The sequence below is a fragment of the Leclercia adecarboxylata genome (assembly GCF_023639785.1).
In the GTDB taxonomy this organism is placed as follows: Bacteria; Pseudomonadota; Gammaproteobacteria; order Enterobacterales; family Enterobacteriaceae; genus Enterobacter; species Enterobacter adecarboxylatus_D.
This window is the reverse complement of the sequence record NZ_CP098325.1, coordinates 3,796,664-3,810,319: the sequence shown is the minus strand read 5'-3', so window position 1 is coordinate 3,810,319 and position 13,656 is coordinate 3,796,664. Positions and strand designations below refer to the sequence as shown.

The 13,656-nt window shown below is 56.2% G+C and carries 12 protein-coding genes; 4 read left to right on the top strand and 8 right to left on the bottom strand.

Annotated features, from left to right (window positions below; all coding sequences use genetic code 11):
• Nucleotides 1-249: 249 nt before the first annotated feature.
• From NB069_RS17920 to NB069_RS17895, 6 genes are all read right to left on the bottom strand, one after another.
• Nucleotides 250-1,377 carry an oligogalacturonate lyase family protein gene (locus tag NB069_RS17920; protein WP_250585739.1) on the bottom strand — a complete coding sequence of 376 codons (1,128 nt, stop codon included), beginning with the start codon at nt 1,375-1,377 and terminating at the stop codon, nt 250-252.
• A gap of 67 nt (nt 1,378-1,444) precedes the next feature.
• A complete protein-coding gene (locus NB069_RS17915; protein WP_250585737.1) occupies nt 1,445-2,734 on the bottom strand; it encodes an ABC transporter substrate-binding protein in 1,290 nt (429 codons plus the stop codon).
• A 13-nt stretch (nt 2,735-2,747) separates the two neighbouring features.
• Nucleotides 2,748-3,875, bottom strand: coding sequence for an ABC transporter ATP-binding protein (locus NB069_RS17910; protein WP_250585736.1), 1,128 nt, complete (start codon nt 3,873-3,875; stop codon nt 2,748-2,750).
• Nucleotides 3,876-3,887: 12 nt separating this feature from the next.
• On the bottom strand, nt 3,888-4,790 hold the full coding sequence (locus tag NB069_RS17905) for a carbohydrate ABC transporter permease (RefSeq protein WP_250585734.1): 903 nt from the start codon (nt 4,788-4,790) through the stop codon (nt 3,888-3,890).
• Complete coding sequence (locus NB069_RS17900) at nt 4,783-5,673, bottom strand: carbohydrate ABC transporter permease (protein ID WP_039029882.1); 891 nt, start codon at nt 5,671-5,673, stop codon at nt 4,783-4,785. The genes NB069_RS17905 and NB069_RS17900 overlap by 8 nt, the downstream gene beginning before the upstream one ends.
• A 451-nt stretch (nt 5,674-6,124) precedes the next feature.
• Nucleotides 6,125-6,448 (bottom strand): cupin domain-containing protein, encoded by a 324-nt coding sequence (locus NB069_RS17895; RefSeq protein WP_039029883.1) that lies wholly within the window; start codon nt 6,446-6,448, stop codon nt 6,125-6,127.
• Nucleotides 6,449-6,585: 137 nt separating this feature from the next.
• Between NB069_RS17895 and NB069_RS17890 the strand changes: the two genes are divergently transcribed.
• Nucleotides 6,586-7,278 (top strand): aspartate/glutamate racemase, encoded by a 693-nt coding sequence (locus NB069_RS17890; protein ID WP_250585732.1) that lies wholly within the window; start codon nt 6,586-6,588, stop codon nt 7,276-7,278.
• On the opposite strand, the gene NB069_RS17885 is transcribed toward NB069_RS17890, so the two are convergent.
• Nucleotides 7,265-8,203 carry a LysR family transcriptional regulator gene (locus NB069_RS17885; protein WP_250585730.1) on the bottom strand — a complete coding sequence of 313 codons (939 nt, stop codon included), beginning with the start codon at nt 8,201-8,203 and terminating at the stop codon, nt 7,265-7,267. The genes NB069_RS17890 and NB069_RS17885 overlap by 14 nt on opposite strands.
• A gap of 120 nt (nt 8,204-8,323) precedes the next feature.
• Between NB069_RS17885 and lysA the strand changes: the two genes are divergently transcribed.
• Complete coding sequence (gene lysA / locus NB069_RS17880) at nt 8,324-9,586, top strand: diaminopimelate decarboxylase (RefSeq protein WP_250585728.1); 1,263 nt, start codon at nt 8,324-8,326, stop codon at nt 9,584-9,586.
• Here lysA and NB069_RS17875 read toward each other — a convergent pair.
• Nucleotides 9,556-10,593 carry a LacI family DNA-binding transcriptional regulator gene (locus NB069_RS17875; RefSeq protein WP_250585726.1) on the bottom strand — a complete coding sequence of 346 codons (1,038 nt, stop codon included), beginning with the start codon at nt 10,591-10,593 and terminating at the stop codon, nt 9,556-9,558. The two genes, lysA and NB069_RS17875, sit on opposite strands and share 31 nt — an antisense overlap.
• Before the next feature lie 291 nt (nt 10,594-10,884).
• On the opposite strand from NB069_RS17875, the gene NB069_RS17870 reads away from it, so the two are divergent.
• Together NB069_RS17870 and NB069_RS17865 are read left to right on the top strand one after the other, a co-directional pair.
• Entirely contained in the window at nt 10,885-12,222 is a 1,338-nt protein-coding gene (locus NB069_RS17870; protein WP_250585725.1) for a PTS sugar transporter subunit IIC, read from the top strand.
• Complete coding sequence (locus tag NB069_RS17865; RefSeq protein WP_250585723.1) at nt 12,219-13,646, top strand: glycoside hydrolase family 1 protein; 1,428 nt, start codon at nt 12,219-12,221, stop codon at nt 13,644-13,646. Before NB069_RS17870 ends, NB069_RS17865 begins: the two co-directional genes overlap by 4 nt.
• Nucleotides 13,647-13,656: the final 10 nt, after the last annotated feature.

Below are 13,656 nucleotides of genomic sequence, written 5' to 3'. Positions count from 1 at the left end.
CGGCCCCCTCTCCCTGAGGGAGAGGGTTGGGGTGAGGGGGAACATGCGACAGAGGTGGTGGTTCCGTTCACCTTACGTTCTGTACTTATCTGTCAGACGGACCAGGAAGCCGCTGTAAGCCCTTTATAATCATGTAGTAATTTCATTGCTTTAAAGGAAAGAGAATTACCGGGGATTTCTCAGCCCTGTGGAAGAGGACGAGGTGAGATTTTGTAGGCCGGGTAAGGCGAAGCCGCCACCCGGCTTTTTTCATACCTGCGCCAGATAGAGCGCCGGCATACCTTCTTCATCTGACGTATACAGCACCCACTTATTGTCCGGGGAAAACGACGGATGCGGATGGGTCACCTGACGGTCGCCGTCGAGCACTTTCCAGCTGGTGTTGTGCTGGCAGATAGCCGTCTGCGTCCCTCTTTGAATATCGAACACCCAGATAAAGGGATCGTTCAGGCTGATATCGCCGGTGTTGTGCGGCGCGCCGTCGCCCACGATCAGCGACCCGTCCTGGTTGCTCATCAGATGGGAGCAGGGCGGGATCGCCATCAGCTGGCGATTTTCCAGCGTGGCGGGATCGGCGCTGAACAGATAGCGCTTAGGATCGTTCTCCTTGTGGGCCACGTAACAGAGCGCCGAGCCGTCCGGCACCCAGAATTCGTGGGTAAAACTCTCGCCTTCGGCATGCTGGCGCACCTTGCGCAGATTGCTGCCGTCCTCGTTAATCAGCCACATCCGGGCGTCGATGGCATCGCGCGGGCCTTCGTGACAAAACGCCACGGTGTTGTCGTCGAACGGACGGTAAATCGGGTGTCCGAGCCAGCGTTTTTCCTGCAAAATCACCCGGCGATCGCCGGTTTGCAGGTCGATATTGATCAGGCGGCATTCCGGGTTAGTGAAGTAAAACGCGCGGAACTTGCTCCAGTCGGTGAGCGGCTGCCAGTCGCTTTTTTTAATTTCAATGCCCACCAGCTTCGTGCAGTCAGCGTTCGCCACCCAGGTGCCGTAGGCGACCCACTCGTCATCCACCTCATACACTACATACTCTTCCAGACTCTCAAGATCGACGCGCCTGAGCTCCCGGCTGTTTTTCACATACCACAGGGAACGATCGTCTGCGGAGAGGAAGCCGCCAAAGGTGTTATCCCCGGCGCCGTCGGTGAGCTGGGTCGCCTGTTGCCGGGCGATATCCAGCAGGTAGTAGTTCCAGTGGCCTTCGAAGGCGCCGCCAAAGATCAGCCTGCTGCCGTCGCGGGTGAAACATTTCTGATAGAAGTAGTTGCGGTGGCAGATGATGTGCGGCGGCGTCAGGCGGATCACCTCGTGTCCGGTTTCACTGTCCTGACGGGTTCGGAAACTCAGGGGAATGATTTTTCCTTTCATAGTATGTTCCTTCGGATAAAAAAATACCCCACCGCAGGCGCGGTAGGGTATTGATAACGTAAGGGAATTAGCGCATTGCGCGTTTCAGGATACGTTCAGCCTGACGCTGGAAGTCAGCCGCAGTCTCTTCAACGGTTTTCTGGCCATAGTCGATGTACTGCAGAGAAGTACCGAACTGGGCCACGATCTGCGGGTCGTCAAAGTATGGCGATACGGAGAGTTTGGCTGGCAGAGACTGCGCCAGACGCAGGCCCGCAACCGCCGGATCGTCCTCTTTGATGGTGCCGTCTTCGGTCAGGTATTTCACTGCCACTTTGCTCAGTGGAACGCCACGCTCCAGACCCAGAGTCTCAACGCCTTCTTTGCTGTTCAGCAGGAAGTTGATGACTTTCGCTGCAGCTTCCGGATTTTTGGTCGATTTACCGATAGAGAGCATCTGGGCTGGTTTAAAGAACAGACCGGCATCCGTTGCACCCGGCAGCATTGGGTAGCTGCCCAGCTCCAGTTTCGCTGGCGGCTTCAGGTTGTCGGAATATTTTTTGATGGTGGAGTTCCACATATAGGTGCCGCCCCATTCACCCTCGATCCACGGCTTCATCTCATACATGTTGCTCTTACCGAACGACGCGTAGTACTTGGTGTCCGGCATAACGTGGCTGTCGATCAGCTTTTTGTAGGTCTGGAAGAACTCAACCCACTGCTCTTTCGTGTAGGAGAATTTCTTCGTCTTCTCGTCAACCGCCGGGATGTTGTACTTCTGGATCATGTAGGAATTCAGCAGCGCCAGGGTATCCTGGTGCTCCAGAATCACCGGGTAGTACTGTTTGCCCAGTTTGCTCTCGAAGGTTTTACCCGCCGCCATCAAATCATCCCAGGTTTTCGGGTATTCAACGCCCGCTTTTTTCCAGGTTTCATCGTTGAAGTAGAAGACGCGCGCGGTAACGGAGATTGGAATACCGTTCAGCTTGCCGTTTACCGTGGTGGACTGCAGCTCTTTTGGATCGAACTGAGACAGGTCGATCACATCCTTCATTTTGTTCAGGTCGTAGAAGCCGTCGCCATTTTTGGAGAAGATCGGCAGCCAGTTCCAGTTGGTCTGCATCACGTCCGGCTCGGTGCCGCCCGCAATCTGCGTGGTCAGACGCGACAGGTGACCATCCCAGCCGGTGTATTCCGCTTTAACGTTAATATCCGGGTTCTGTTTGTGGAACTCTTCCAGCGCTTTCAGGGTGACCTGGTGACGGCCGTTGCCGCCCCACCAGGACATACGTAAATCGGTGCTGTCCGCAGCAAAAGTGGGTAGGGCACTCATTCCAAAGGTAGCGGAGATAACGGCGCTTAAAAGCACTTTTTTCATTTTTATAACTCCATTAAAGAGAGATGTTCTGTTCAGTTTTTGCGTCAAAAATATGACACTTATTCATATCGAACTTAAAGTAAACCTTACGGTGAAGACCCTTGTTGATCAGGGGTTTAGCTTCATCGGAAGGGATTCGGGCTGTCAGTTCATATTCGCCAACTTTCAGGTACACGAAGAATTCATGCCCCATGTTTTCAGCGCGGACCATCTCGCCGGTGCAGCAACCTTCGGCAAAGGGCGCGTCGGAGACAGAGACAAAGTCAGGGCGAATGCCGTAGAAAATGTCCTGGTTGGCGTAGCTGGCGACTTTCTCTTTCAGCTCAGCGCTTAACGGCAGGGTCTGGTTGCCGATAGTCAGTGCCAGTTGACCCTCCTCCAGCACCAGTTTGCTGGCGCGAATGTTCATCTCCGGTGAGCCGATAAAGCCCGCCACGAACATGTTTTTCGGTTTGTGGTAGAGGTTGTCCGGGGTATCGACCTGCATGATGTGGCCGAGCTTCATCACGCAGATGCGGTCGCCCATGGTCATCGCTTCGGTCTGATCGTGCGTGACGTAGACGGTGGTCGCCGGCTTGCCCGAGGCTTTGAGCTGCTTGTGCAGGTCAGAGATACGGATACGCATCGACGCACGCAGTTTGGCGTCGAGGTTGGACAGCGGTTCGTCAAAGAGGAACACGTCTGGCTTTTTCACGATCGCACGGCCTACGGCCACACGCTGGGCCTGGCCACCGGAGAGCTGGCGCGGCAGACGGTCCAGCAGCTCTTCCAGCTCAAGGATTTTTGCCGCTTCGTTCACCTGGCTCTCAATCTGCGCTTTTGGCAGCTTGCTCAGCTTCAGGCCGAAGGCCAGGTTTTCCCGCACGGTCATGTGCGGATAGAGCGCATAGTTCTGGAACACCATCGCAATCCCGCGCTCTTTTGGCGCGAGGTTGTTCACGATCTTTTCGCCGATGCGCACTTCGCCGCCGCTGATGGTCTCCAGACCGGCCAGCATACGCAGGGTGGTGGACTTGGCGCAGCCGGACGGGCCGACGATGACCATAAATTCACCTTCAGCGATTTTCAGGTCGATAGCATGTACCGCTTTGAAGCCGTTGGAGTAAACCTTTTCCAGTTTGTTGAAAATAACTTCAGCCATGATATTTCCCTCTTAACCTTTAATTCCGCTGCTGGTTACGCCCTGTACGAAGTAGCGCTGTGCCAGGAAGAAGACAATGATGGATGGCAGAATGGAGATGCTCGCCATTGCCAGAATTTCGTTCCACGGCGCACCTTCGGTAACGTCGATGGACATTTTCAGAGCCAGTGCAATCGGGTATTTATCCACGCTGTAGACATAAATCAGCGGCCCGATAAAGTCGTTCATTGACCACATGAACTGGAACAGCGCCACGGAGATGATGGCTGGCTTCAGGATGGGCACCACCACGTACCACAGCACCTGAATGGAGTTACAGCCGTCAATCTGCGCCGCCTCTTCCATGTCACGCGGTACGCCGCGCAGGAACTGGATCAGCATGAAGACGAAGAACCCTTGCGTGGCGAAGGCCAGCGGCAGGTACAGCGGCATATAGCTGTTCAGCATGCCCATTTCACGGAACATCAGGTACTGCGGGATCAGCAGTACGGTGCTTGGCAGCAACATGGTGGTAATCAGCGTCGCGAACCAGAACTTCTTCCACGGGATCTCGAAGCGGGCAAAGCCGTACGCCACGATGGTGGAGGAGATAATGGTCAGGATCACTTTCGGGATCACATACTTAAAGGTGTTCAGCATGTAATGGCCGAAGTTGTACTCGGTCCCGGTTTTCCAGCCGTTGACAAAGCCGTCCCAGGTGGCGTGTGCCGGCCACAGGCTCAGGGTGGTGAAGATCTCGTGGTTCGGTTTGAACGACGCCGAGAACATCCACACCAGCGGGTAGAGCATCAGCAGGCCAACAAACAGCAGGATCACATAGCGAATGCTGGCGCTAATTTTTTCACGACGCTGGGTACGCGCCACTTCACGCTCTGCGATGCTTCTCGCCGTGGAGAGTTGTTGAATATCAGCCATTTTTGCCTCCCTTATCGGCGGAGTAGAAGACCCAGTATTTCGAAGACTTAAAGGCGATAGCGGCAAAGACAGCGACCACCAGGAACAGGATCCAGGCCAGCGCCGCGCCGTAACCCATGTCAAAGTACTTGAATGCGGTGTCGTAGATGTACAGTGAGAACAGGTAGGTGGAGTAGGTTGGTCCACCGCCGGTAATTACATACGGACCGGTAAACTCCTGGAACGCCTGAGTGGTCTGCATGATGAAGTTGAAGAAGATAACCGGCGTGATCAGCGGCACGGTTACTTTCATGAACATCTGCCATTTAGAAGCACCGTCAATCATGGCGGCTTCGTACTGCGACTGCGGCACGTTCTGCAGGGCCGCAAGGAAAATAACCATCGCAGAGCCGAACTGCCATACGCGCAACAGGGTTACGGACATCAGCGCCAGAGAGGGTTCCCCAAGCCAGTTCACGGCGTCAAAACCAAACACGCCAATAAAGCTGTTAAGCAGGCCATCAATGGCGAACAGCGCACGCCACAGAACGGCAATAGCAACGGAGCTGCCGAGGATGGACGGAATATAATAAGCGGTACGGAAGAAGCCGATGCCGCGCAATTTAAAGTTCAGAACAAACGCAATACCCAGCGCAAAGGCCAGCTTTAAGGGGATAGTTAAAAATACGTAGGCAAAGGTCACGCCCATGGATTTCCAGAAGAGGGTATCTTCCGTAAACATGTAGCGATAGTTTTCGATGCCGTTAAATACCGGCGGGCTCATCAAATCGTACTCAGTAAAACTGAGGAAGAACGATGAGACAAAGGGGAAGGCGGTGAAAAGTATCAACCCAATTATGTAGGGTGATATCCACGCCAGCCCCAACATCTTGTTTTCATTCATACATACCTACCTGGTAATTAAGGGTTTAAAACGGAATCTTTACGCCTGGAGCGACCCGGTGTTTCAATTTTTTAAAACTAATGAACCATCGTTTTCAAATTGTAAAACGTCGTTTTAATTTATTTTATTGCGATTAAAATCCACGTCATTCGATAAATAGTGGAAATGTGATCAAGGTCGAAACAGCGTTTCAATAAGGTGAGATGGGTGGCATTTTTATCGGTATGCGCGCAATGGCAGGCGAGTAAGGACCGGCTAAACAGAAGACTTTGCTGACGTATTCTGGAAATTTTTGGCAGTAGAAACAAACTACTAATATTTGTAGCAAAACTGTAACATTGGAATTAAGGTAGCGAGGATATAATTAACTTGTTGAATGATTAGCGGCGGAGATAAAGCGCAATTGCGCTTAAGCAGAAAAAAGGCGATGCCGGAGCATCGCCTTTTTCATTTATTTGAGGAAGTCTTCCCGCACCGGCGTAAAGGTATCCAGCAGGGTGCCCGGTTTCAGGCAAACACAGCCGTGCATAATATGCGGCTGCTTATAAAGCGTATCCCCGGCGGTGACGACATGTTTCTCTTCACCGATGGTAAATTCGAACTCACCGGACAAAACATAGGTCAGCTGCTCATGCGGATGGTTATGCATGGGGCCAACGGCGCCCTGTTCAAAATTGACCTCTACCGCCATCATTTTGCCGTCGTGCGCCAGAATACGTCGCGTCACGCCGTTACCCAGATCTTCAAGCTGCGTCTCTTTGTGGAAAATAAACATGCTCATGTCCTGTTATATAGTGAAACATCGTTTCATTTAATTTATCCCAGAGAGGGCTAAAAAGAAATGTCGAACCAGAGAACTGGAAACTCGATCACAAGTTTGCTTCACTGGATGAAACCGGAAAGGAGAGCACCATGAAAACGATTGGCCTGTTGGGGGGAATGAGCTGGGAATCCACTATTCCTTATTATCGTCTGATCAACGAAGGGGTAAAACAGCGCCTCGGGGGGTTACATTCGGCGAGCCTGTTGCTGCACAGCGTCGATTTCCACGAGATCGAAGCCTGCCAGTCCAGCGGCGACTGGGAGAAGGCCGGGGAGATCCTCGCGACGGCGGCGCTGGGCCTGCAGGGGGCAGGGGCCCAGGCCATTTTGCTCTGTACCAACACCATGCACAAAGTCGCGGCGCAAATTGAAACCCGCTGTTCGCTGCCGTTCCTGCATATCGCCGATGCCACGGGCCGGGCCATTACGGCGGCGGGCATGAACCGCGTGGCGCTGCTCGGCACGCGCTACACCATGGAGCAGGATTTCTATCGCGGGCGGCTGACGGCGCAGTACGGCATTGAGAGCCTGATCCCGGACGAGGCGGACCGGGCGCGCATCAACCAGATTATCTTCGACGAGCTCTGTCTCGGCATCTTCAGCGAGGCGTCACGCCGTTACTATCTTGAGGTGATCCAGAAACTGGCCGATCGGGGGGCGCAGGGGGTGATCTTCGGCTGCACCGAGATTGGCCTGCTGGTTCCGGCGGATAAAAGCCCGATCCCGGTATTTGATACCGCCGCAATCCACGCCGCCGATGCGGTGGAATTTATGCTTTCGTAACGGGCGAGGCCAGTAACTGCTCCAGCGGGCCGGTGAGGGTCGTCAGCTCCTGTTGCAGATGGGCGCTAAAGGCGTCCACCAGGGCCGAGGCCGGGCGGTGCAGGGGGCGGATCAGGCTCACCGTAAAGGGCACCGAAATACTGAAGCGGCGAATAATAATCCCGCTGTCGGCATAATCCAGCGCCGTCAGCGGATTGACCACCGAAATGCCTACCCCCGCGCGCACCATGGCGCAGATAGAGGCCGCGCTGTGCGTCTCCACCACCATCCGCCGTTTCACCTGATGTTCGGCAAAAAGCTGATCCAGCAGCTGCCGGTAACTGTCGGTGCGCGACAGGCTGATGTAGTTCTCGCCCTGAAAATCCGCCGGGGTCAGCACCGCTTTTTCCGCAAGCGGATGCCCGGCGGGCAGGACGCACACCTCATCTAATGACAGCAGCTCATGGCGGGCGGTGCCCGCCGGGGTGGCAAGGGTTTCGGTCAGGCCGAGATCGTGGCGCTGGGCCGAAAGCCACTCTTCCAGCAGAGGGGATTCCTGCGGCACGATGGTGAGATTCACGTCCGGGTAACGGGCGAGAAACGGCTGCAACAGGGCAGGCAAAAAGGACTGGGAAAAGACGGGCAGGCAGACGACAGAGAGCTCGCCCTGGCGAAACTCGCGCAGGCTGTCGGCGGCGCTGACGATGCGGTCCAGCCCGTACCAGGAGCGCTGCACCTCCTCGAACAGACGCAGCCCCTGCACCGTCGGGTGCAGACGCCCGCGGCTGCGTTCAAAGAGCGTCAGGCCGATGACCTTCTCGAAGCGCGCCAGCTCGCGGCTCACCGTCGGCTGGGAGGTGTGCAGCAGACGCGCGGCTTCGGTCAGATTCCCGGCCGTCATCACGGCGTGGAAAATTTCAATATGGCGTAAATTCACAGCGGGCATGGCGGCGACCTGAGATAAGGTAATCCATATCATTTTTGCATAGACTGGCGATAAAACGATATTTTTTATTCTCTTCGTGCTGTGGCGTAATCAGTAAAAATTGCATTCCCGGAGAGCACCATGCCACGCCCGCTGAACAACACCGATACCGATCTGAATGCCGACAACCTGCTGCGCCTGCCTGCGGAATTTGGCTGCCCTGTCTGGGTTTACGACGCGCAGATTATTCGCGACAAGATTGCGGCCCTGCATCAGTTTGACGTGGTGCGTTTTGCCCAGAAAGCCTGCTCCAACATCCATATTTTGCGTCTGATGCGCGAGCAGGGCGTGAAGGTTGACTCCGTATCGCTGGGTGAAATCGAGCGTGCGCTGGCGGCAGGCTACGATCCAAAGGCCGACAGCGATGCGATTGTCTTTACCGCTGACCTGATCGACAGCGCCACCCTGGCCCGGGTGCATGAGCTGCAGATCCCGGTCAACGCCGGTTCCGTGGACATGCTGGAACAGCTGGGCCAGGTATCACCGGGCCACCGCGTCTGGCTGCGCGTCAACCCGGGCTTTGGACACGGCCACAGCCAGAAGACCAACACCGGCGGCGAAAACAGCAAACACGGTATCTGGTACAGCGATCTGCCTGCCGCGCTGGAAGTGCTGCAGCGCTATAACCTGAAGCTGGTAGGCATTCACATGCACATTGGCTCCGGGGTGGACTACGGTCATCTTGAGCAGGTGTGCGGCGCGATGGTACGCCAGGTGGTCGAGTTTGGTCAGGATCTGGAGGCGATCTCCGCCGGTGGTGGGCTGTCCATTCCGTATCGTGAAGGCGAAGAGGCGATCGATACCGATCACTACTACGGCCTGTGGAATGGCGCCCGCGACAAAATTGCTGCCCACCTGGGTCATGCGGTGAAGCTGGAGATCGAACCGGGCCGCTTCCTGGTCGCCGAGTCGGGCGTGCTGGTGTCGCAGGTGCGTAGCGTGAAGGCGATGGGTAGCCGTCACTTCGTGCTGATCGACGCAGGCTTCAACGATCTGATGCGCCCGGCGATGTACGGCAGCTATCACCACATTTCGGCGCTGGCCGCTGACGGACGGGATTTATCGCAGGCTGAATTAGTGGAAACGGTCGTCGCCGGCCCGCTGTGCGAATCCGGGGATGTGTTTACCCAGCAGGAAGGCGGGAAAGTGGAAACCCGCGCGCTGCCGCCGGTCGTGCCGGGAGATTACCTGGTGCTGCACGATACCGGCGCGTACGGTGCGTCCATGTCATCCAACTACAACAGCCGTCCGCTGCTGCCGGAAGTGCTGTTTGATAACGGCGCGGCACGTCTGATCCGCCGCCGTCAGACCATTCAGGAACTGCTCGCCCTCGAACTCTTCTGATCGAACCAGGGTCCCGTCGCCACCGAATCGCGTAATACCAGAGTGCCGGTAAAGGGCGGGATCGCTTCAATCGGCTCGTTTTTCACCAGCCGGATGGCCTGATCGATAGCGGTAGTGATCATGTTGTCGATGGGCAGGTAGACGGTAGAGAGCGCCGGTTCCAGCCACTTCGCGCAGGGCGCGTCATCGAAGCCGAACAACGAAATATCCTCGGGAATGCGCAGCCCGGCCTGGTGCAGCGCTTTCGACGAGCCCAGCGCCATATCGTCGTTACAGGCAAACAGGGCGCTGAACGGCACCTTCTCGTTCAGCAGCTCCTGGCACAGCTCGTACCCGCGCGTCATCCCCGAATCACCATACTTCACCCGGTTCTCATCCCAGGGAATGCCGTGCTTTTCCAGCGCCTGACGATAGCCCATCAGTCGCGCCTTGCCGGTAGGGGTGTGGATCGGCACGGTCATACAGGCGATCTCCCGGTGCCCCTGGCTTATCAGATACTCCACCGCGTTGAAGGCCGCCTCCTGCTGCTCGAAGAAGACGCAGCGCTCCCGCGCCTGGCTGACGTCACGGTTGATGACGATAAGCGGCATCTTCACGCTGTTGATGAGCGACATGATCGCTTTTTCGCTCATGTAGCGGGTGTAGAGCACGATGGCATCGCACTGGCGATCCGCCAGCATCTGTACCGCTTCCTCTTCCCGCTCCGGGGTGTCGTGACCGTCGGTAACGATCAGCTGCTTCCCGTGCGTTTCGGTCTGCCGGGAGGCCTGCTGCAGCAGGCGGCCAAAGTAAAAACCGTCAAAGGTCGAGACCACCAGACCAATGCTGTTGCTGGTCCGGTTCGCCAGCGACCGCGCCAGGAAGTTAGGACGATAGCCCAGCTCTTCCATCGCGTTAAAGACCTGCTGACGGGTGCTCTCTTTTACCTGACCTGTGCCGTTCAGTACGCGCGACACCGTGGCTTTCGACACGCCCGCGCGCAGTGAGACATCCAGCATTGTTGCCATTCGATATTCCTGCTTCCACGTTATGCTCGCAAGTTTATCACAGACGTTCAGGGGCATAAGCCGGGCGGGAGGGGGAAAACCCCCACCAGGATCACGCTTTCTGGTAACAGGTCAGTGAGTTGCGGAAAGTGGCATACCAAAGTGGCGATTATTCACACTCCGGGATACCTCTTACCGCGTTGGGAGCTTAATCACAGAACAAATCTTCACCAGAAGCTATTTTTGGTATGCCAATAGAAGCCGGCTGAACACCTTATCCCAATAAAGGCCCTTTTACTGAGGTATTACCCTATGGCATTACAGGAAAAACTGATCAACTCTCTGGGCAGTTTCGCCACGAAGTTCAACAGTTATCGCTATATCATGGCGATAAAGTCCGCCTTCATCACCTTAATGCCGGTCATTATTGTTGGCGCATTTTCGGTGCTGATCTCCAACATGGTGCTGGATCCGAAAAACGGCTTAGCCAGTTTCCAGTCGCTCTCGTTTCTTGCCACGCTGAAGCCCATCACCAGCGCCCTGAACTACGCCACGCTCAACTTCCTCAATATCGGGGCCGTGTTCCTGATTGGTATTGAGCTTGGACGGATCAACGGCATCAAGTCGCTGTTCCCCGGGCTGTTGGCGGTGATCTGCTTTATCTGCGTGACGCCCACTACCGTGGAGATGATGGTCGATGGCGAAATGCACATGGTCAAAGATGTGCTCCTGCGCCAGTTCTCCGACACCCGCAGCCTGTTCCTGGGCATGTTTATCGCCATCCTGTCGGTGGAAATTTACTGCTGGCTGGAGGGGCGTCCGGGACTGAAAATCAGGATGCCGGACACCGTGCCGCCGAACGTTTCGGCCTCGTTTTCGGCGCTGATCCCGGCGATCATCACCACCACCACCATCGCCACCTTCGGCTTTGTGTTCCATCAGGTCACCGGCATGTACCTCTACGATGCGGTATACCAGGTGGTGCAGCAGCCGCTGGAGCGCGTGGTGCAAAGCCTGCCCGGCATTCTGCTGCTGATGTTTGTCGCCCAGCTGTTCTGGGTGATTGGTATCCACGGCAACCAGATGATCAAACCGATCCGCGAGCCGCTGCTGCTGGGGGCGATCACCGTCAATATGAGCGCCTTTGAGCAGGGCAAAGAGATCCCGAACATCATCACCATGCCGTTCTGGGATGTTTATATGAGCATCGGCGGTTCGGGCTTAACCATCGGCCTGTTGATCGCCGTGATGATCGGCACCAAACGCAAAGAGATGAAGGAGATCGCCAAGCTCTCTATCGGCCCCGGGATCTTCAACATCAACGAGCCGGTGATCTTCGGTATGCCAATCATGCTCAACCCGATTCTGGCCATCCCATTCATCATCACCCCGCTGGTGACAGGCTCCATCGGCTATTTCGCCACCGTCACCGGTTTCGCCGGTAAAGCCGTGGTGATGGTGCCCTGGACAACCCCGCCGCTGATCAACGCCTGGCTCTCAACCGCCGGTTCGATGGGGGCGGTAGTCACCCAGGGTATCTGCATCATTACTGCCGTTCTTATCTATCTGCCGTTTGTGAAGATCGCGTCACGCCGTGCAGAACAGGCCGCGATGCAGGCCGCAAACCAGGAGGCGACGAATAACGCATGAGCATTAAACAGATGACTATCCCCGGGGACTTTATCCTCGGGGCCGCGGCCTCCGCCTGGCAAACCGAGGGCTGGAGCGGCAAGAAAGCCGGACAGGACTCCTGGATCGACCTCTGGTACAAAAACGATCGTCAGGTGTGGCATAACGGCTACGGTCCGGCGGTGGCCACCGATTTCATCAACCGTTTCCGTGAAGACGTCGCGCTGATGAAGCAGGCCGGGCTGACACACTACCGCACCTCCATCAACTGGTCGCGTTTTCTTACCGACTATGAAAACGCGACGGTGGATGAGGAGTACGCCGCGTATTACGACGCCCTGTTCGCCGAGATGCACCGTCAGGGCATTGAGCCGATGATCTGCCTTGAACACTACGAGCTGCCGGGCACGTTGCTGGAAACCTACGGCGGCTGGGCATCGAAGCACGTGGTGGAGCTTTTCACCCGCTACGCCGAAAAGGTCTTCGCCCGCTATCACCATGTGGTGACGCGCTGGTTTACCTTCAATGAGCCGATTGTGGTGCAGACCCGGGTCTACCTTGATGCCCTGCGCTGGCCCTATGAGCAGAACACCCACACCTGGATGCAGTGGAACCACCACAAAGTGCTGGCCACCGCGAAGGTAGTAAAACTGTTCCGCGAGAAGGGCTATCGCGGCACGGTGGGCTGCATTCTCAACCCGGAAGTGACGTATCCCCGCTCCCGCGCCGCCCACGACGTCAGGGCTGCGGAGATCTACGATCTCTTCTACAACCGGGTGTTCCTCGATCCGCTGGTGCACGGGCGCTATCCGCAGGAACTCTTTGCCCTGCTGGAAAAACATCAGGTGCAGTGGGAGTACAGCGACGACGAGCTGGCCCTGATTGCCAATAACACCGTCGACGAACTGGGGATTAACCTCTATTACCCGCACCGGGTGAAGGCGCCGTCCCGGGCCTGGCATCCCGACACGCCATTCCATCCGGCGTACTACTACGAGCCGTTCGAACTCCCCGGGCGGCGGATGAACACCTCCCGCGGATGGGAGATCGCCCCGCGCATTATTTACGACATGGCGATGCGCATCAAAAACGACTATCGCAACATCGACTGGTTCGTTGCCGAAAGCGGAATGGGGGTCGAAAATGAAGGCCAGTTCCGCAACAGCGACGGGATAATCGAGGATAACTACCGCATCAATTTCATCAGCGAACACCTCTATTACACCCTGCTGGCGCGGGAGGAGGGGGCCAACTGCCACGGCTACATGCTGTGGGCCTTCACCGATAACGTCTCGCCGATGAACGCCTTTAAAAACCGTTACGGTCTGATTGAGATCGATCTGGCGGACAACCGCGCCCGACGCGCCAAAAAATCGGCCAGCTGGTTCCGGCAACTGCGCGATGAGCGCGTGCTGACCCTGACCCTCGACGATGAATGGAAGTAGACGAAGATCG